General features: G+C 71.2%; 19 protein-coding genes. 6 read left to right on the top strand and 13 right to left on the bottom strand.

Annotated features, from left to right (window positions below):
• Positions 1-42 precede the first annotated feature (42 nt).
• From ACF07N_RS07100 to ACF07N_RS07115, 4 genes are all read right to left on the bottom strand, one after another.
• Positions 43-2,541 carry an ATP-binding protein gene (locus ACF07N_RS07100; protein ID WP_392109407.1) on the bottom strand — a complete coding sequence of 833 codons (2,499 nt, stop codon included), beginning with the start codon at positions 2,539-2,541 and terminating at the stop codon, positions 43-45.
• Positions 2,542-2,807: 266 nt separating this feature from the next.
• A complete protein-coding gene (locus ACF07N_RS07105) occupies positions 2,808-3,131 on the bottom strand; it encodes an STAS domain-containing protein (protein ID WP_003993003.1) in 324 nt (107 codons plus the stop codon).
• A gap of 151 nt (positions 3,132-3,282) precedes the next feature.
• A complete protein-coding gene (locus ACF07N_RS07110) occupies positions 3,283-4,131 on the bottom strand; it encodes a 3-hydroxyacyl-CoA dehydrogenase family protein (protein ID WP_383325226.1) in 849 nt (282 codons plus the stop codon).
• 126 nt (positions 4,132-4,257) lie between these two features.
• Positions 4,258-4,899, bottom strand: coding sequence for a TetR/AcrR family transcriptional regulator (locus tag ACF07N_RS07115; protein ID WP_383587787.1), 642 nt, complete (start codon positions 4,897-4,899; stop codon positions 4,258-4,260).
• A gap of 81 nt (positions 4,900-4,980) precedes the next feature.
• Between ACF07N_RS07115 and ACF07N_RS07120 the strand changes: the two genes are divergently transcribed.
• Genes ACF07N_RS07120 through ACF07N_RS07130 form a run of 3 tightly spaced genes read left to right on the top strand, consistent with a single transcriptional unit; the run spans position 4,981 to position 7,109 of the window.
• Positions 4,981-5,763 (top strand): ATP-binding cassette domain-containing protein, encoded by a 783-nt coding sequence (locus tag ACF07N_RS07120; protein ID WP_392109412.1) that lies wholly within the window; start codon positions 4,981-4,983, stop codon positions 5,761-5,763.
• A gap of 10 nt (positions 5,764-5,773) precedes the next feature.
• The gene (locus tag ACF07N_RS07125) at positions 5,774-6,523 is read left to right on the top strand and encodes an ABC transporter permease (RefSeq protein WP_383325216.1); all 750 of its coding nucleotides are present in this window, start codon (positions 5,774-5,776) and stop codon (positions 6,521-6,523) included.
• A 13-nt stretch (positions 6,524-6,536) separates the two neighbouring features.
• Positions 6,537-7,109 carry a cob(I)yrinic acid a,c-diamide adenosyltransferase gene (locus ACF07N_RS07130; RefSeq protein WP_383337546.1) on the top strand — a complete coding sequence of 191 codons (573 nt, stop codon included), beginning with the start codon at positions 6,537-6,539 and terminating at the stop codon, positions 7,107-7,109.
• 28 nt (positions 7,110-7,137) lie between these two features.
• Here ACF07N_RS07130 and ACF07N_RS07135 read toward each other — a convergent pair whose 3' ends face one another.
• The gene (locus ACF07N_RS07135; RefSeq protein WP_392109416.1) at positions 7,138-7,719 is read right to left on the bottom strand and encodes a hypothetical protein; all 582 of its coding nucleotides are present in this window, start codon (positions 7,717-7,719) and stop codon (positions 7,138-7,140) included.
• Between the two features lie 152 nt (positions 7,720-7,871).
• Here ACF07N_RS07135 and ACF07N_RS07140 point away from each other — a divergent pair, with 152 nt between their 5' ends.
• The 3 genes from ACF07N_RS07140 to ACF07N_RS07150 all read left to right on the top strand — a co-directional run bounded on the left by ACF07N_RS07140 (position 7,872) and on the right by ACF07N_RS07150 (position 11,663).
• Positions 7,872-9,065: a sensor histidine kinase gene (locus tag ACF07N_RS07140; protein ID WP_392109419.1), complete on the top strand. Its 1,194-nt coding sequence runs from the start codon at positions 7,872-7,874 to the stop codon at positions 9,063-9,065.
• A complete protein-coding gene (locus tag ACF07N_RS07145; RefSeq protein WP_392109422.1) occupies positions 9,062-9,703 on the top strand; it encodes a response regulator in 642 nt (213 codons plus the stop codon). Before ACF07N_RS07140 ends, ACF07N_RS07145 begins: the two co-directional genes overlap by 4 nt.
• A gap of 133 nt (positions 9,704-9,836) precedes the next feature.
• Entirely contained in the window at positions 9,837-11,663 is a 1,827-nt protein-coding gene (locus ACF07N_RS07150; RefSeq protein ID WP_383337538.1) for a glycosyl hydrolase family 18 protein, read from the top strand.
• Positions 11,664-11,763: 100 nt separating this feature from the next.
• Here the strand turns inward: ACF07N_RS07150 and ACF07N_RS07155 are convergent, their stop codons facing one another.
• The 8 genes from ACF07N_RS07155 to atpE form a co-directional block, all read right to left on the bottom strand.
• Positions 11,764-12,210, bottom strand: coding sequence for a DUF2550 domain-containing protein (locus ACF07N_RS07155; RefSeq protein WP_383325199.1), 447 nt, complete (start codon positions 12,208-12,210; stop codon positions 11,764-11,766).
• 130 nt (positions 12,211-12,340) lie between these two features.
• A complete protein-coding gene (locus ACF07N_RS07160; protein WP_094055913.1) occupies positions 12,341-12,718 on the bottom strand; it encodes a F0F1 ATP synthase subunit epsilon in 378 nt (125 codons plus the stop codon).
• A 132-nt stretch (positions 12,719-12,850) separates the two neighbouring features.
• Positions 12,851-14,299 (bottom strand): F0F1 ATP synthase subunit beta, encoded by a 1,449-nt coding sequence (gene atpD, locus ACF07N_RS07165; RefSeq protein WP_311679364.1) that lies wholly within the window; start codon positions 14,297-14,299, stop codon positions 12,851-12,853.
• A 3-nt stretch (positions 14,300-14,302) separates the two neighbouring features.
• Positions 14,303-15,217 carry a F0F1 ATP synthase subunit gamma gene (locus ACF07N_RS07170; protein WP_094055915.1) on the bottom strand — a complete coding sequence of 305 codons (915 nt, stop codon included), beginning with the start codon at positions 15,215-15,217 and terminating at the stop codon, positions 14,303-14,305.
• Between the two features lie 20 nt (positions 15,218-15,237).
• On the bottom strand, positions 15,238-16,827 hold the full coding sequence (gene atpA, locus ACF07N_RS07175) for a F0F1 ATP synthase subunit alpha (RefSeq protein ID WP_365087516.1): 1,590 nt from the start codon (positions 16,825-16,827) through the stop codon (positions 15,238-15,240).
• Positions 16,828-16,951: 124 nt separating this feature from the next.
• Positions 16,952-17,767, bottom strand: a complete 816-nt coding sequence (locus ACF07N_RS07180) for a F0F1 ATP synthase subunit delta (RefSeq protein ID WP_392109429.1) — start codon at positions 17,765-17,767, stop codon at positions 16,952-16,954.
• Complete coding sequence (locus ACF07N_RS07185; RefSeq protein ID WP_383325191.1) at positions 17,764-18,312, bottom strand: F0F1 ATP synthase subunit B; 549 nt, start codon at positions 18,310-18,312, stop codon at positions 17,764-17,766. The genes ACF07N_RS07180 and ACF07N_RS07185 overlap by 4 nt, the downstream gene beginning before the upstream one ends.
• Before the next feature lie 39 nt (positions 18,313-18,351).
• The gene (gene atpE / locus ACF07N_RS07190; protein ID WP_141313222.1) at positions 18,352-18,588 is read right to left on the bottom strand and encodes an ATP synthase F0 subunit C; all 237 of its coding nucleotides are present in this window, start codon (positions 18,586-18,588) and stop codon (positions 18,352-18,354) included.
• Positions 18,589-18,639 lie beyond the last annotated feature (51 nt).

Here is an 18,639-nt window from a genome sequence, read left to right on the forward strand (position 1 = left end):
GCCGGGTCCGCCGAGCGGACCCGGCCCCTTTCGCGTACGGCGTCAGATCACCGACGGGGAGCTGCTCGGGGCCCCGCTCTCCGGCGCGCTCGCCGTGGTGCTGGCGGGGGCGCTGGAGGCCGGCCCGCTCGCCGAGTCCGACGTGGACGGCGAGGACGGCGGGTCGGAGGTCGGGGGCTCCGAGGTGGGCGGCTCGGAGGTCGGCGGCTCCGAGGTGGGCGGCTTGGACGTCGTCGGCGGCTTGGACGTCGTGGGCGGCTTCGACGAGGACGGCGGCCTGGACGAGGACGGGGGCCTGGTGGACGACGGCGACTCCGACGGCGAGGCGGAGCCGCTCGGGTCCGCCGAGCCGCTCGGGGAGCCGGTCGGGGCCGGATCGTCGGACGTGCCGAGGGTGCCGTCCGGGCCCGGGTCGGTCGGGCGGCTGGTGGGTGCGCCGGGTCCGCTGTCGCCTTCGTTGGCCGCGGGGTCGGCGCCCAGGCTGCCGTCACCCGCGCCCTGGCTGGCCGAGGGGTTGACGCCGACCTGGTCGGACGGCGTGTTCGGCTCGTTGTCGGAGGTGGCGCCGAGCGTGACGACCGTGCCGAGCACGGCGACGAGCAGGGCGCCCGCGCCGGCGGCCACGAGGTTGCGCCGGGCCAGTCCCCTGAGCCCGCCCCGGGCCTTGCGCGAGGGCGCGGGCGCGCTGCGGTGGGTGACCAGCGCCGGTGTCGTGGGCGGCTGGAGCGTCGGGAAGGCCGCCGGGACACCGCCGGCCGGGGACACCGACTCCTCGTACCGGGCGTCGGGCACCTCCTCGGCCGCGGTCGGCCCGAGCCCGATGGGCGTGCCCGAGCGGTCGGCGACCAGGGCGAGGGCGCGCCGGCCCGCGACCGTGCCGCGCTTGTCGGAGAGGGCGCCGCGCAGGCCGATGGAGGTTTCCAGTTCGCTGCGGGCGCGGTCCAGCGAGCCGCCGCACAGGGCGAGGACGCCGAGCTCGTGGTGGAAGTAGGCCTGTTCGGCGACGTCCCCGGCGAGCCGGGCGGCCTCGGCGCCGGTCCGCAGGGTGCGCTCCCAGGCGCTCCAGTGCAGTCCGGCGGCGAAGGCGGGCGCCGCGGTGCGGGCCAGGTGCAGCGCCGGGCTCTCCTCGCCCTCGGCGGGCGGGGTGGTGAGCGGCCCGAGCACGGCGAGGGCGGCGAGGATCGCGTCGGCCTCGGCGCACACGCGCTCGGGGGTGACCGAGGGGTGGCCGGCCCACCAGGAGTAGTGCTGGGCGGCGCTGCGGGCGCCGGCCTCGGCCTCGTCGGCGTATCCGGCGGCCTCCAGCTGCGCGGGGACGCCCGCGGCGAGCCGGTAGCGGGAGCCGACCGCGGAGACCAGCCCGCAGGCGGCCAGTTCCCCGAGCGCGGCGTCCGCGTGGGTGTCGCCGACCAGGGCGGGCAGATGCGCCTGGTGCGGGATCTCGCCGTCGAGGGCGACGGCGAACCGCAGGGTGGCCCGCGCGGAGGCGCTCAGCCGGGAGGCGAGCAGCGGCGCGGGCGCGGCGGCCTCGCCGAGGGAGGGCAGCGGGACGTCGTCGCCGAGGTCGTAGGTGTCGGCGGCGTCGGCCGGGGGCGCGTCCTCGAAGACGCCGAACTCGTCGACGGCCCCGGCGCCGGCGCGCAGCCGGTCGCGCTGCCGCAGCAGGGCACCCGCCTGGACGAAGCGCAGCGGCAGTCCCTCGGACTCGAACCAGAGGTCGCCCGCCCAGTTGGACTCCTCCTCGGTGAGGGGGCGGCCGACGGCGTGCTCCAGCAGGTCCAGTCCGTCCGCGCGCTCCAAGCCGCCGAGGGTGACCTCCTCGACGGCGGCGCCGGCGGAGGGGGCGGGCACGTCCGGGGTGGCGCCCAGCAGGAAGGCGCACTCGGGGGTGGCCTCCAGCAGCTCGTCGAGCGCGGCGCCGCCGAACTGGAGGTCGTCGAGGACGACGACCGCGCCGATCTCACCGAGGTGGGTGAGCAGTTCGTCCCGGTCCGGGCGGTGCAGGGGGGCGTCGAACACCGCGTGGAAGAGGTCGTACAGCAGCTCGCCCGAGGTGCGGCCGAAGCCGTTGAGGCGGATCACTCCGTCGGGGGCGAGGTCCGCGCAGTCCTCGGCGACGAGGTCGAGCAGCCGGGTGCGGCCGGAGCCGGCCGGGCCGGTGAGGCGCGCGGAACGGCCGCGGGCGAGCAGGCGCACCAGTTGCTCGCGTTCGTCCTGCCGGGCGAGCAGCGGCAGGGCGGGTTGCGCGGGTCCGGGCGGCACGGGCGGCCGGGCCGCGCGGGCGGCTTCGGCGCGTGCGGCCGGGGTGAGCTTCACGGGCCGGGCGGGCCGTTCGGCGGGCGGGCAGACTTCTATCTCGCTGCCGTCGACGGGGTTGACCGTCAGCAGGAAGTCGCCGGAGACGAGCTGCACCGTGCGGGCGAGCGCGGGCGCGTGCTGTCCGAAGTCGGGTGTGAGGGATTCCCGGGGCGGGCGCTGGCGCGGCCCCTGGCCGTCGCCTTCGTGGCCGTACTCCTCGGGTCCCCGGGTGTTCGGGTCCATAGGTCAAGCCCCCCAAAAGCGGGTGTGTGCTGTGAAAGCCCCTCCCGGCCTTGCTGCACACCGCGCTGTCGCTTCTGGTCCGGGCCCGCTAGAAGGGTGTCATGGCAGCGGGCAGCCGAACCCTAAACCTTCGCACAGTATCTACGACAGTCCGGGGTACCGCGCCGTCCGTAACGTCACGGTCTCGTGAGGATTGTGCGCGTCGCACGGTTCGACGACGTCCGTCCGGGTCTCCCCGGTCGCCCGGTTCACACCCGTACACGGCGTCACACGCGGGGAAGGGTCTCCACCCCGATGCCCCCTTCGATCGCCAGGATCCGGTGCAGGCGCGTGGCCACCAGCAGGCGCTGCATCTGCGGCGGCACGCCGCGCAGCACCAGGCGCCGGCCGCAGCGGCCGGCCCGCCGGTGGGCCCCCATGATCACGCCCAGGCCGGTGGCGTCCCAGGAGTCCAGTTCGGACAGGTCGAGCACGAGGTCACCGACTCCGTCGTCGACGGCCGAGTGCAGGACCGTACGGGCGTCCGCCGCGCTGCGGACGTCGAGGCGGCCCCCGACGACCAGCTCGGCGTGGTCGCCCCTGATGTGCATATGCGCTCCCCGTGCGTGCGAATCGTGCTCCGCGTTCTGGTTTTGGGTGATGCAACCTCTGACTGTGTGGAGGAGTCAGAGGTTGCTTCTTGTAAGCGAACCGATACCGAATTCACTCCAGGGTGTGATGGGCCCCGGGGCATGTGCGGTTTCAGTGCTTGTAGAAGCCCTGCCCGCTCTTGCGGCCGATGTCACCGGCGTCAACCATCCGGCGCATCGACTCGGGGGCGGCGAACTTCTCGTCCTGGGACTCGGTGTAGATGTTGTTCGTGGCGTGCAGCAGGATGTCGACGCCCGTCAGGTCCGCCGTCGCCAGCGGGCCCATGGCGTGGCCGAAGCCCAGCTTGCAGGCGAGGTCGATGTCCTCGGCGCTGGCCACGCCGGACTCCTGCAGCTTGGCGGCCTCGACGACCAGGGCGCAGATGAGGCGGGTCGTCACGAAGCCGGCCACGTCGCGGTTGACGACGATGCAGGTCTTGCCGACCGACTCGGCGAACTCCCGGGCCGTGGCGAGGGTTTCGTCACTGGTCTTGTAGCCGCGCACGAGTTCGCACAGCTGCATCATGGGCACCGGCGAGAAGAAGTGCGTGCCGACGACCCGCTCGGGGCGCTCCGTGGCGGCCGCGATCTTGGTGATCGGGATGGCGGAGGTGTTGGAGGCGAGGATCGCCGAGTCCTTCACGATCTTGTCGAGCGCCCGGAAGATCTCGTGCTTGACCTCGAGCTTCTCGAACACGGCCTCGACGACCACGTCCGCGTCGGCCGCGGCGTCCAGGTCGGTGGTCGCGGTGATGCGGGCGAGGGCGGCGTCGGCGTCGTGCGCCTCCAGCTTGCCCTTGGCGACGAACTTGTCGTACGACGCCTTGATGCCGTCGGTTCCCCGCTTCAGCGCCTCGTCGGTCACGTCGCGCAGGACGACGTCCCAGCCCGCCTGCGCGGAGACCTGGGCGATGCCGGATCCCATGAGGCCGGCTCCGATGACGGCGAGCTTCCGTGCCACTGTGCGACTCCCCTGACGCGCTGCTTATGTCTGCCTCTCCGGCGGACACTAGCGTTCGTGAGGGCCCGTGTGACCAGTAAGTAATGCGCGTCACGTCTCACATGACGGACATCACACCAGCGAGGGTCATTCCGCGCCACGGACGGCGTAGTTGAGCACCTCGTCACTCAACAGCGCCTCGATGTCGTCGAGGAGGACCAGCATCTCCCGGGACACCTCGCCCGGGTCGCGCCCCTCCGCCATCTCGCGGCCGATGGCGGCGAAGACGGTGCCGTGGACCCAGCAGATCTGACCGGCGATCAGGCCCGGCAGCGGATCGTCGGCGGCGGCGCCCGTCTCCTGGCGGAGGGCCGCCTCCAGGTTGTCCTGGACCTCCTGCTGGATGCGCCACAGCCGCGAGCGCAGCGGCGGTGCCTCCTCGATGCAGCGCATGAACCGGTCGTACCCCGCCATGAGGCCCATACGGGGCGAGACGGCCTCGATCTCGGCGCGCAGCTCGCGCAGTACCGCACGGGCGGCCGACTCCCCCGCGTCCCGGCCGCGCACCCAGCGCGAGAGCCGGTCGACGACCCCCTCGGAGCGGTCGAAGAAGAGGTCCTCCTTGGCCGGGAAGTAGTTGTAGACGGTGTTCACGGAGACGTCGGCCGCCTCCGCCACGTCCGCCATCGTCACGGTCACGAACCCGCGCTCCAGGAACAGCCCGGTGGCGATGTCGGAGATGCGCTGCCTGGTCTCGCGCTTCTTCCGTTCCCTGAGCCCCTCTGCCATGTCCGCATCGTAGCGGTTCCTGGAGGCTGCCAAATTTTGGGGGCGTTGCAAAATTTAAGGGACTCTGTTTTTCTGGGCGGCATGGCAATCATCAGTACGGCCGGCCTGGCCCGTACCTTCCGGACCAAGCACGGCCCCGTCCAGGCCGTGCGCGGCATCGACCTGACCGTCCGCGAGGGCGAGATCCTCGGCTTCCTCGGCCCGAACGGCGCCGGCAAGACGACGACCCTGCGCATGCTGACGACCCTGCTGGAACCGACCGGCGGCGCCGCCACCGTCGCGGGCCACGACCTGGTGGCCGACCCGGCCGGAGTACGGCGGGCCTGCGGCTACGTGGCCCAGTCCGGCGGGGTCGACCCGCAGATCAGCGTGCGCGAGGAACTCGTCACGCAGGGGCGGCTGTACCGGCTGCCCCGGGCGCGGGCCGCTGAGCGCGCCGAGGAGCTGGCCCGTGAGCTGGGCCTGGCCGAGCTGCTCGACCGCAAGTGCGGCGCGCTCTCCGGCGGGCAGCGGCGGCGGCTGGACATCGCGATGGCGCTCACCCACCGCCCGAAGGTGCTGTTCCTGGACGAGCCGACGACCGGGCTCGACCCGGGCAGCCGCGCCGGCCTGTGGGACCTGGTGCGGCGGCTGCGCGACGAGCACGGCACGACCGTCTTCCTGACCACCCACTACCTCGACGAGGCCGACGCCCTCTCCGACCGGCTGGTGATCGTCGACCGGGGCGTGGTCGCCGCCGAGGGCACCCCTGGCGCGCTGAAGCTGCGCTACGGCGGCTCGCTCGACGCCTCGCTCCAGGACACGTTCCTCGCCGTCACCGGCCGCAGCTCCACTCCGGCCGACACCGCCCCCGTAGCCGTCTAGGAAGTCACCGATGCTGCTCCACGACACGGCCCTCGTCTACGGCCGCTACCTCCGCCAGTCCCTGCGCTCACGCTTCGCGCTGCTCTTCGGCGTCCTGATGCCGCTGCTGTACCTGCTGTTCTTCGGCCCCCTGCTGACCGGTCTGCCGCTCGGCGAGCGCGGCAGCTCCTGGCAGGTGCTGGTTCCCGGGCTGCTGCTCCAACTGGGGCTGTTCGGAGCGTCCTTCGCCGGCTTCGCGATCATCCTGGAGAAGGGGCAGGGGGTGGTCGAGCGGATGCGGGTCACCCCGGTGAGCCGCCTGGCCCTGCTGCTCGGGCGGGTGCTGCGGGAGGCCACGGTCTTCGTCTTCCAGGCGGTGCTGCTGGTACTGGCGGCGGTGGCGATGGGCCTGCGGGCACCGCTGGCCGGGGTGCTGATCGGCTTCGGCTTCGTCGCGCTGCTCACCGTGTCGCTGTCGGCGCTGTCGTACGCGCTGGCGATGAAGCTGAGCACCCCGCAGGGGTTCGGCCCGGCGGTCAACGCGCTCACGATGCCCTCGATGCTGCTGTCCGGCCTGATGCTGCCGATGACCCTGGGCCCGGCGTGGCTGGACGTCCTGTCGCACCTCATGCCGTTCCGCTATCTGGTGGACGCGGTGCGGGACGCCTACGTCGGCGAGTACGCGACGGCCGCCATGCTGTACGGCGTCCTGGTCGCCCTCGGTCTCACCGTGCTCTCCGTGACGGTGGGCACACGCGTGTTCCGATCCGCCGGAGCGTAACTACGCTGGCCGCATGGTCAATCTGACGCGCATCTACACCAGGACCGGTGACCAGGGCACGACCGCCCTCGGCGACATGAGCCGGGTCGCCAAAACGGACCTGCGGATCTCGGCGTACGCCGACGCCAACGAGGCGAACGCCGTGATCGGCACGGCGATCGCCCTGGGCGGTCTGGACGAGGAGGTCGTCACGGTCCTCACCCGCGTGCAGAACGACCTGTTCGACGTGGGCGCGGACCTGTCGACGCCGGTGGTGGAGAACCCTCAGTTCCCGCCGCTGCGGGTCGAGCAGTTCTACATCGACCGGCTGGAGGCGGACTGCGACCGCTTCAACGAGCGGCTGGACAAGCTCCGCTCCTTCATCCTGCCGGGCGGCACCGCGGGCGCGGCCCTGCTGCACCAGGCCTGCACGGTGGTCCGCCGGGCGGAGCGCTCCACCTGGGCGGCCCTCGAGGTCCACGCCGACACGATGAACCCCCTGACGGCGACGTACCTCAACCGCCTCTCCGACCTCCTGTTCATCCTCGCGAGGACGGCGAACAAGGAGACCGGAGACGTGCTGTGGGTGCCGGGCGGCGAGCGCTGACCTCACCGGCCCCGGCCGGGGGCCGGCCTCATCGGCGGAGCCTCTCCTTCGGGTCGGTGACCGCGTCCACCGCGCCCGCGGGTGCCTTCCGCGGCCAGATCAGATAGCTCAGCGCGATCAGTCCGTGGATCCCGGCCGCACGCCAGGCCACGTAGCGCCAGCTCTCCAGGGACGTCACGCGGCCCGGGTCGTCCACGTACCAGATGGCGAGCTGCAGGAGCGCGGTCGCGACGGCGGCGCCCAGCAGCGTGCCCAGCCACACCGTGCCCTCGTGACGCGCCCGGGCCATGCCGTACTGCGGCGGCTTCCGGGGCGGCGGGGCCCCGCCGAAGCGGTGGGCCGCGTGCCCGTCGAGCCACTTCACGGTGCGGTGGCCGTGTCCGACGGTGTAGCCGATGTACAGCGCGGCCAGTCCGTGCGTCCAGTTGGGTTCCGCGCCGTTCTTCAGGTCCAGCGCGGTGGCGACCAGCAGGACGACCTCCAGCAGCGGCTCGCACAGCAGCAGCGCCAGCCCCGTGCGCGGCATGCGCAGCACGTAGCGGAAGGCCAGTCCGGCCGCCAGCAGCACCCAGAAGCCGATCTCACAGGCGGCGATCAAGGCGACGATCACGGTTCGCTCCTCTCGGTCACCCTTCCAGGCTCCCGGGCGGCGCGGCCGGAGTCGTCGTCGCGACTGACGAACCCCCGGTACATCGAAAGATGCAGTCGAGGACCCTCCGCGGGAATCAGGCAGGAGGCGCGGCGGCCGTGTTGGATGAGCCCATGGCCGTACGACTCCCCCGCCCCCGCCGCTTCGACGTCCACGTGGCGCTGGGCGGGCTCCTCGGCGGCCTGCTGCTGTGGGGCGTCGGCCTGGCGACCCGTCCGGACACCGAGCCGTACGTGCTGTTGCCCGGGCGCTGGCCGCTGCTGCTGCCGCTCGTCGTGATGGCGGGCTGCGAGCTGCTGCGCCGCAGCGCCCCGCGCGCGGCCCTGCTGATCGGCACGCCGGCACTGGTGCTGGACCTCGTCACCCAGGGCAGCCTGGTCACCCTGCTGATGTACACCGACCTGATGTACGCGGCGGTCCTGTACGGGCCGCCCGCCTCGGCCCACCGCATCCCGCGGATCACCGGGCTGCTCACGGTGGCCGGGGCCGTCGTGCCGTTCGCCGTCTGGCGCGAGCCGGAGGCGCTGCTCATCGGCGTGCTCACCGGCCTGATCACCTTCGGGCCCGCCGCCACCGGCTTGATCGTCCGCAACCATCGCGACGCCGCCGAGGCGGCCCGGCTGCGCGCCGAGCAGACCGCGCTGCTCGCCGAGATGGACCGCGCCCAGGCCGTCACCGCCGAGCGCGCCCGGATGGCCCGCGAACTGCACGACATGGTCGCCAACCACCTCTCCGCCATCGCCATCCACTCCACGGCAGCCCTCTCCCTCCAGGACCCCAGGACCTCGCAGGAGGCACTGGTGGTCATCCGCGAGAACAGCGTGGAAGGGCTCGCGGAGATGCGGCGGCTCATCGGCATCCTCCGCGACTCCAGCGGCGACACCGAGCCGGTCGCCGCCCCCACCCTCGACGGTCTCGGCGCCCTGGTGGAGAACGCCCGCACCAACGGCCTCGACGTCACCCTCGACGCCGCCCCCGGCACGGTCCCGGCGCCCGTGGAGCTCGCCGCCTACCGCATCGTCCAGGAGTCCCTCACCAACGCCCTCAAGCACGCCGGGGCGGGCCGGGTCGCCGTGTCCCTCGCCCGGCGCGACGGTGTCCTGGCGGTCGAGGTCACCAGCCCCTACGGTGACCGCGACGGGCCCACGGCCCCCGGCTCGGGCGCCGGTCTGGTCGGCATGCGCGAGCGCGCCGCGCTGCTGGACGGCACCTTCGAGGCCGGCCCCGAGGACTCGCAGGACGGCAAGGTCTGGGCCGTCCGCGCCACCCTGCCCGTCAGCGACACCGCCGAAGGAGACACCGCATGATCCGCGTCCTGGTCGCCGAGGACCAGTCGGCCGTCCGCGCCGGTCTGGTCCTCATCCTGCGCAGCGCGCCCGACATCGAGGTGGTCGGCGAGGCGGCGGACGGCGAGCAGGCAGTGGCGCTGGCCCGCGCGCTGCGGCCCGACCTGGTGCTGATGGACGTTCAGATGCCGCGCCTGGACGGCGTGTCGGCGACCCGGCAGGTCGTCGCGGAAGGGCTGGCGGACGTGCTCGTGCTGACCACCTTCGACCTGGACGCGTACGTCTTCGGCGCGCTGCGCGCGGGCGCCTCCGGTTTCCTGCTGAAGAACACCGAGGCGCGGGACCTGCTGGAGGCGGTACGGACGGTGGCGCGCGGGGAGGGGCTGATCGCCCCGGCGGTCACCCGGCGGCTGATCGCGGAGTTCGCCGCGAAGCCCGCGCGGGAACCGGCGGCCGACCCGGCGGTGCTGGACCGGCTGACCCGCCGGGAACGCGAGGTGCTGTCCTGTCTGGGCGAGGGTCTGTCCAACGCGGGCATCGCCGAGCGGCTCGACATGGCGGAGGCGACGGTGAAGACCCACGTCAGCCGCCTGCTGGCCAAGCTGGAGCTGCGCAGCCGGGTGCAAGCGGCGGTGCTCGCGCAGGAGTTGCGGGTGTGATCCGGCCCGCGTCACAGCGGGTGAGGGTGGTCCAGACCTATTGACCGGTGGTCCAGACCTTTCTATTCTCACCGCACCATGTGTGGCGTGAGGCTCAGTCACGCCCCCCACAACTCCATCAAGGAGGCGCAGCATGCGCTTCAGACACAGAGCCGCGGCAGGGTTCGCGACCCTGTTGCTCCCCTTCGCCGGCCTCGTCGGCCTGGCGAGCCCGGCCCAGGCCGCGACGTCCGCCACCGCGACGTACGCCAAGACCCAGGACTGGGGCTCCGGCTTCGAGGGCAAGTGGACGGTGAAGAACACCGGCACCACCAGCATCAGCTCCTGGACCGTCGAGTGGGACTTCCCCTCCGGTACCTCCGTCACCTCCGCCTGGGACGCCGACGTCACCTCCTCCGGCTCCCACTGGACCGCGAAGAACAAGTCCTGGAACGGCACCCTCGCCCCCGGGGCGTCCGTCACCTTCGGCTTCAACGGCTCCGGCTCCGGCTCCCCGGCCAACTGCAAGCTCAACGGCGGCAGCTGCGACGGCGGCACCACTCAGCCCGGCGACAGCGCCCCGAGCGCCCCCGGCACCCCGACCGCCTCCGGCATCACCGACACCTCGGTGAAGCTGACCTGGTCCGCCGCCACCGACGACAAGGGCGTGAAGAACTACGACGTCCTGCGCGACGGCACCAAGGTCGCCACCGTGACGACGACCTCGTACACGGACACCGGCCTGACCAAGGGCACGGACTACTCCTACTCCGTGCAGGCGCGGGACACCGCCGACCAGACCGGCCCGGTCAGCGGCTCCGTCCGCGTCCGCACCACCGGCGGCACCACCGAGCCCCCGCCCACCGGCGACAAGGTCAAGCTCGGCTACTTCACCGAGTGGGGCGTCTACGGCCGCAACTACCACGTCAAGAACCTCGTGACGTCGGGCACCGCGTCGAAGATCACCCACATCAACTACGCGTTCGGCAACGTCAAGAACGGTCAGTGCACCGTCGACGACACCTACGCCGCCTACGACAAGGCCTACACCGCCGACCAGTCCGTCAGCGGCACCGCCGACACCTGGGACCAGCCGCTGCGCGGCAACTTCAACCAGCTGCGCCAGCTGAAGGCGAAGTACCCGCACATCAAGGTGCTGTACTCCTTCGGCGGCTGGACCTACTCCGGCGGCTTCGGCCAGGCCGCACAGAACGCGGCCGCGTTCGCCAAGTCCTGCAAGGCCGTCGTGGAGGACCCGCGCTGGGCCGACGTCTTCGACGGCATCGACATCGACTGGGAGTACCCGAACGCCTGCGGCCTGACCTGTGACACGTCCGGTCCGGCGGCCTTCAAGACCCTCTCCCAGGCCCTGCGCAACGAGTTCGGCCCGGACTACCTGGTCACCGCTGCCATCACCGCCGACGGCTCCGACGGCGGCAAGATCGACGCGGCCGACTACGGCGGCGCCGCCCAGTACCTCGACTGGTACAACGTGATGACGTACGACTACTTCGGGGCCTTCGACAAGGACGGCCCGACCGCCCCGCACTCCCCGCTGACCTCGTACCAGGGGATCCCGCAGGCCGGCTTCAACTCGGCCGACGCGATCGCCAAGCTCAAGGCCAAGGGCGTCCCGGCCAAGAAGCTCCTGCTCGGCATCGGCTTCTACGGCCGTGGCTGGACCGGCGTCACCCAGTCCGCCCCGGGCGGCTCGGCGACCGGCGCGGCCCCGGGCACCTACGAGGCGGGCATCGAGGACTACAAGATCCTCAAGAACTCCTGCCCGGCCACCGGCACCATCGCCGGCACGGCGTACGCCCACTGCGGCAGCAACTGGTGGTCCTACGACACCCCGGCGACCATCGCGGGCAAGATGAGCTGGGCCAAGAACCAGGGCCTGGGCGGTGCGTTCTTCTGGGAGTTCAGCGGTGACACCGCGAACGGAGAACTGGCGACCGCGATCGACAGCGGCCTGAAGTAGACCGCTTCAAAGAGAAGTTCCAAGGGCCACAGGCCCTAGGCGACATTGACGCTCCCCCGGACTTCGTCCGGGGGGACCCCCACCCAGCGGGTGAACGTGGCTACGCCACGTTCACCCGCTGTCCGGGCGGGGCTGCCTCCAGCCACGCGAGGAAACCGGTCAGCGCGTCTTCGCTCATCGCGAGCTCCAGACGCGTGCCCCGGTGCACACAGGCCAGGATCACATGGTCGGAGAGGAGCGCCAGCTCCTCCTCGCCCTCCGGGACCCGGCGGCCGGCCACCTCGATCGAGGACCGCTCCAGCACGCGGCGCGGGCGCGGCGAGTACGAGAAGACACGGAACCACTCGACGCGGTCGCCGTTGTACCGGGCCACGCCGTACGCCCAGCCCTTGCCGTTCGGCTCGCTCCGCTCGGGGACGTCCCAGCGCAGGCTGGCGTCGAAGGTGCCACCCGAACGCTGGATGAGCCGGCGGCGCAGCCCGAAGACGAACAGGCCCACCACCACGAGGGCCACCACGATTCCGCACACAGTCAGAGCGAGGACCATCGACACCGACCTCCTCGTCTCCTAGGTAACGGAACGTAAAAAACACCCACATCCGCCTCAGCCGCGGCCGGGTCCGGATCTCTCCGGTACCCAGCCGCGGCTGAGTGACGTCTTCACACGGCGGACGCGGTCAGCGCGCCGCCGTCGCAGCCCGCAGACGGACGTCCGCGCGGCGCTGGGCCTCCGCGTCGTCCTCCGCCTTCGCGCGCTCCAGCTCCCGCTCCGCACGCTGGACGTCGATCTCGTCCGACAGCTCGGCGACTTCCGCCAGCAGCGAGAGCTTGTCGTCGGCGAACGAGATGAATCCGCCGTGCACCGCGGCGACGACCGTCCCGCCGTCGCTCGTGCGGATGGTCACCGGGCCCGACTCCAGCACACCGAGCAGCGGCTGGTGACCGGGCATGACGCCGATGTCGCCGGACGTGGTGCGCGCGACGACCAGGGTGGCCTGGCCGGACCAGACCTCACGGTCGGCCGCGACCAGCGCGACGTGCAGCTCAGCAGCCAAGGGTGGCTCCTCGGGTCACCACCCGGCGGGAGTGCCGGGTGTTGGTTACAAGTCTAATGGGCGTGACGAAGGGGGCGGGACGATCCCCGCCCCCTCCGGCTGTGAGCACGAGGCTCACATCGAGCGCGAGGCTCAGGAGACGCCCAGCTCCTTCGCGTTCTTCTTCAGGTCCTCGAGACCACCGCACATGAAGAACGCCTGCTCCGGGAAGTGGTCGTACTCGCCGTCGCAGATCGCGTTGAACGCGGCGATCGACTCGTCCAGCGGCACGTCCGAACCGTCCACGCCGGTGAACTGCTTGGCGGCGTGGGTGTTCTGGGACAGGAAGCGCTCCACGCGACGGGCACGGTGGACGACGAGCTTGTCCTCCTCGCCGAGCTCGTCGATACCGAGGATCGCGATGATGTCCTGCAGGTCCTTGTACTTCTGCAGGATGTTCTTCACGCGCATCGCGGCGTTGTAGTGGTCCGCCGAGATGTACCGCGGGTCGAGGATGCGGGACGTCGAGTCCAGCGGGTCCACGGCCGGGTAGATGCCCTTCTCGGAGATCGGACGGGAGAGCACCGTCGTCGCGTCGAGGTGGGCGAAGGTGGTGGCCGGGGCCGGGTCGGTCAGGTCGTCCGCGGGGACGTAGATCGCCTGCATCGAGGTGATCGAGTGACCACGGGTCGAGGTGATGCGCTCCTGCAGGATGCCCATCTCGTCGGCCAGGTTCGGCTGGTAGCCCACCGCGGAGGGCATACGGCCGAGCAGGGTCGACACCTCGGAACCGGCCTGGGTGAAGCGGAAGATGTTGTCGATGAAGAACAGCACGTCCTGCTTCTGGACGTCGCGGAAGTACTCCGCCATCGTCAGGCCGGCCAGGGCCACGCGCAGACGGGTGCCCGGGGGCTCGTCCATCTGGCCGAAGACCAGCGCGGTCTTGTCCAGAACGCCGGACTCTTCCATCTCCGCGATGAGGTCGTTGCCCTCACGGGTGCGCTCGCCGACGCCCGCGAAGACGGAGACGCCCTCGTGGAGGTTGGCGACACGCATGATCATTTCCTGGATCAGCACGGTCTTGCCGACACCGGCGCCACCGAACAGACCGATCTTGCCGCCCTTGACGTACGGGGTCAGCAGGTCGACGACCTTCAGGCCCGTCTCGAACATCTCGGTCTTCGACTCGAGCTGGTCGAACGCGGGGGCCTTGCGGTGGATGGACCAGCGCTCGCCGTCGTGCACCTCGTCGCTGTTCAGCACCTCACCGAGGGTGTTGAACACCTTGCCCTTGGTGAAGTCGCCGACCGGGACGGTGATGCCCGCACCGGTGTCGACGACCGGGGCCTGGCGGACCAGGCCGTCGGTGGGCTGCATGGAGATGGCGCGGACCAGGCCGTCACCCAGGTGCTGGGCGACCTCGAGGGTCAGCGTCTTCTTCTCGCCCGCGAGCGCCGGGTCGGCGACCTCGACGTGCAGGGCGTTGTAGATCTCCGGCATCGCGTCGACGGGGAACTCCACGTCGACGACCGGGCCGATGACCCGCGCGACGCGGCCAGTGGCCACGCCAGCAGGAGCGGTCGGCTCAACAGTGGTGGTCATTTGTCAGTCACTCCCCGCGGTCGCGTCGGCCAGGGCACTGGCGCCACCGACGATCTCGCTGATTTCCTGGGTGATTTCGGCCTGGCGGGCCTGGTTGGCAAGCCGGGTGAGCGTCTCGATGAGCTCGCCGGCGTTGTCGGTGGCCGACTTCATCGCGCGCCGCGTGGCGGCGTGCTTGGAGGCGGCCGACTGGAGCAGCGCGTTGTAGATGCGGCTCTCCACGTAACGCGGCAGCAGGGCGTCCAGGACGTCCTCCGCCGAGGGCTCGAAGTCGAACAGCGGGAGGATCTCGCCCTTGGGCTTGGCCTCCGCCTCGACCTCTTCGAGGCTGAGCGGCAGGAGCCGGGCCTCGATCGCCGTCTGCGTCATCATCGACACGAACTCGGTGTAGACGATGTGGAGCTCGTCCACGCCGCCCTCGGCCGTCTCCGTCTCGATGGCCTCGATCAGCGGTGCCGCGACCTTCTTGGCGTCCGCGTACGACGGGTCGTCGGTGAAGCCCGTGAACGACTCCGCGATCTTGCGCTCGCGGAAGTTGTAGTGGGCGACACCGCGGCGGCCGACGATGAAGTTGACGACCTCCTTGCCCTCGGCCTCCAGCTTCGCCGTGAGCTTCTCCGCGGCCTTGATGGCGTTGGAGTTGAAGGCGCCGGCCAGACCGCGGTCGCTCGTGAGGAGCAGGACCGCGGCACGGGTCGGGTTCTCCGGCTCCGTCGTCAGCGGGTGCTTGGTGTTAGACCCGGTGGCGACCGCCGTGACCGCACGGGTGAGCTCGGTCGCGTACGGGGTGGAGGCCGCCACCTTGCGCTGCGCCTTGACGACGCGCGAGGCGGCGATCATCTCCATCGCCTTGGTGATCTTCTTGGTCGCGGTGACGGATCGGATGCGACGCTTGTAGACCCGGAGCTGGGCTCCCATGAGTCAGGTCCCTTCCGTCGTCACTTGCCGGCAGCCGGGGCGTCCTCGCCGAGCAGCTTGCCGTCGGAGGTCTCGAACTGCTTCTTGAACTCCGCGATGGCGTCGGCGACGGCCTGCAGGGTGTCGTCGGACATCTTGCCGCCCTCACGGATGGAGGTCATCAGGCCCTGCTCCTTGCGGTGCAGGTACTCCAGCAGCTCCTTCTCGAAGCGGCGGATGTCGGCGACGGGGACGTCGTCCATCTTGCCGGTGGTGCCGGCCCAGACGGAGACGACCTGGTCCTCGGTGGCCATCGGCTGGTACTGCGGCTGCTTCAGCAGCTCGACCATGCGCTGACCGCGCTCCAGCTGCGCCTTCGACGCGGCGTCCAGGTCGGAACCGAAGGCGGCGAACGCCTCCAGCTCGCGGAACTGGGCGAGGTCCACGCGCAGACGGCCGGAGACCTGCTTCATCGCCTTGTGCTGCGCGGAACCACCGACTCGGGAGACGGAGATACCGACGTTCAGCGCGGGGCGCTGACCGGCGTTGAACAGGTCCGACTCCAGGAAGCACTGGCCGTCGGTGATGGAGATGACGTTGGTCGGGATGAACGCCGAGACGTCGTTGGCCTTGGTCTCGACGATCGGCAGACCGGTCATCGAACCCGCGCCCATCTCGTCGGAGAGCTTGGCGCAGCGCTCCAGCAGGCGGGAGTGCAGGTAGAAGACGTCACCCGGGTAGGCCTCACGGCCCGGCGGGCGGCGCAGCAGCAGCGACACGGCGCGGTAGGCGTCGGCCTGCTTCGACAGGTCGTCGAAGATGATCAGGACGTGCTTGCCCTGGTACATCCAGTGCTGGCCGATGGCCGAACCGGTGTAGGGCGCCAGGTACTTGAAGCCGGCCGGGTCGGACGCCGGGGCGGCGACGATGGTCGTGTACTCCAGCGCGCCGGCCTCCTCCAGAGCGCCGCGCACGCCGGCGATGGTGGAGCCCTTCTGGCCGATGGCGACGTAGATGCAGCGGACCTGCTTGTTCGGGTCGCCGGTGCGCCAGTTGTCGCGCTGGTTGATGATCGTGTCGACGGCCAGGGCGGTCTTGCCGGTCTGGCGGTCACCGATGATCAGCTGACGCTGACCGCGGCCGATCGGGGTCATCGCGTCGACGGCCTTGTAGCCCGTCTCCATCGGCTCGTGCACCGACTTGCGGACCATGACGCCCGGGGCCTGCAGCTCCAGGGCGCGACGGTCTTCGGTCTCGATCTCGCCGAGGCCGTCGATCGGGTTGCCGAGGGGGTCCACCACGCGGCCGAGGTAGCCCTCGCCCACCGCGACGGAGAGAACCTCACCGGTGCGGGAGACCGGCTGTCCCTCCTCGACGCCGCTGAACTCGCCGAGGACGATGGCACCGATCTCGCGCTCCTCGAGGTTGAGGGCGAGGCCGAGGGTGCCGTCCTCGAACTTCAGCAGCTCGTTGGCCATGGTCGAGGGCAGGCCCTCGACCTTCGCGATGCCGTCGCCGGCAAAGGTGACCGTACCGACCTCCTCGCGCGAGGCCGCGTCCGGCTTGTACGCCTGGACGAAGTTCTCCAGCGCGTCCCGGATCTCCTCCGGCCGGATCGTGAGCTCCGCCATCTGGGTTCCCTGCTCTCCTTGTTGGGCCCGAAGTTTCTTAGGGGGTCTGGGGGCGACCCCCAGGATTCTTCTGCACGGCCCAACCAGGGCCGTCGTAAGTACGTTGTGCCTATTGAGTTGCTGCTCAGCCGGCGAGCCGGCGGCTGGCGTCCTCGATGCGGTCCGCGAGGGAGCCGTTGATCACCTCGTCGCCGACCTGCACCCGGATACCGCCGAGGACCTCGGGGTCCACGTCCAGGTTGAGGTGCATGGTGCGGCCGTAGAGCTTCGCGAGCACGGCGCCCAGGCGCTGCTTCTGCGCGTCGCTCAGCGGCACCGCCGAGGTCACGGTGGCGACCATGCGGTTGCGCCGGTCGGCGGCGAGCTTGGACAGGGACTCCAGTCCCGACTCCAGGCTACGTCCCCGCGGCGCGGTCACAAGGCGCGTCACCAGACGCTCCGTGGCCGGCTGCGCACGGCCGCCGAGCAGGCTGCGCAGCAGCTCGCCCTTGGCCGAGGTGGTGGCCTTGCGGTCGGTCAGCGCGGCACGCAGCTCGGTGCTGCCGGAGACGATCCGGCCGAACCGGAACAGCTCGTCCTCGACGTCGTCGAGCTTGCCGGCCTGCTGGGCGGCGGTGAGGTCGGCGGTGTCGGCCAGCTCCTCCAGCGCGTCCACCAGGTCGCGCGACTGCGACCAGCGGGAGCGCACCATGCCCGCCACCAGGTCGGCGGCCGGGCCGCTGACCTGGGTGCCGAGCAGGCGCTGGGCCAGCTCCGCCTTGGCCTCGCCGGCCTGCGCCGGGTCGGTGAGGACCCGACGCAGCGACACCTCGCGGTCGAGCAGCGCGGTGACGGCGGCCAGCTCGTCGGCGAGCGAGCCCGCCTGGACGGACGTGGAGTCCGTCAGCGCGTCGAGACGCTCCCGTGCGGCTGCCAGGGCCTCGCGGCTCGCTCCGTTCATCGGCCGGCCTCGGCCTTCTCCTCGAGCTCGTCGAGGAACCGGTCGATCACGCGGCTCTGCCGGGCGTGGTCCTCCAGGGACTCGCCGACGAGCTTGCCGGCCAGGTCGGTGGCGAGCTTGCCCACGTCCTGGCGCAGCGCGGACGCGGCGGCCTTGCGGTCGGCCTCGATCTGGGCGTGACCCGCGGCGACGATCTCCTCGCGCTGACGCTGGCCCTCGGCCCGCATCTCGGCGATGAGCGCGGCACCCTGCTCCTGCGCCTCCTGGCGCAGACGCGCGGCCTCGTGCCGGGCCTCGGCGAGCTGTGCCTTGTACTGCTCAAGGACGCTCTGGGCCTCGACCTTCATGGTCTCGGCCTCCTCGATACCGCCTTCGATCGCCGCGCGGCGCTCCTCCAGAACCTTGTTGATGTTCGGAAGCAGCTTCTTCCAGAAGAAGAAGAACACGATGGCGAAGGCGATGGTGCCGACGAGCAGCTCGGGGCCCGGAGGAACGAGCGGGCTCTGCTCCTCCTCGGCCGCCAGCTGCACCAGGTTGGCGATCACATCAGTGCCTTTCGTCGAAAAGTGTCAGGTGGCTAAGACTTAGCGACCGAACACGAACGGCATAACGATGCCGATGAGGGCGAGCGCCTCACAGAACGCGAAGCCGAGGATCTGGTTGGCACGGATCAGGCCGGCGGCCTCGGGCTGACGGGCGAGGGCCTGGGTGCCGTTACCGAAGATGATGCCGACGCCGATGCCGGGGCCGATGGCGGCGAGGCCGTAGCCGATGGAGCCGAGCGAACCGGAGACAGCGGCGAGGGTCTCAGTGGCAGCCATGCTGAATCTTCCTTCTCTTTCACGGACCGGCGGGGGTTGGCCACCGGACGA

Origin of the sequence: Streptomyces sp. NPDC015242 (assembly GCF_043079125.1) — a bacterium.
Lineage (GTDB): Bacteria > Actinomycetota > Actinomycetes > Streptomycetales > Streptomycetaceae > Streptomyces.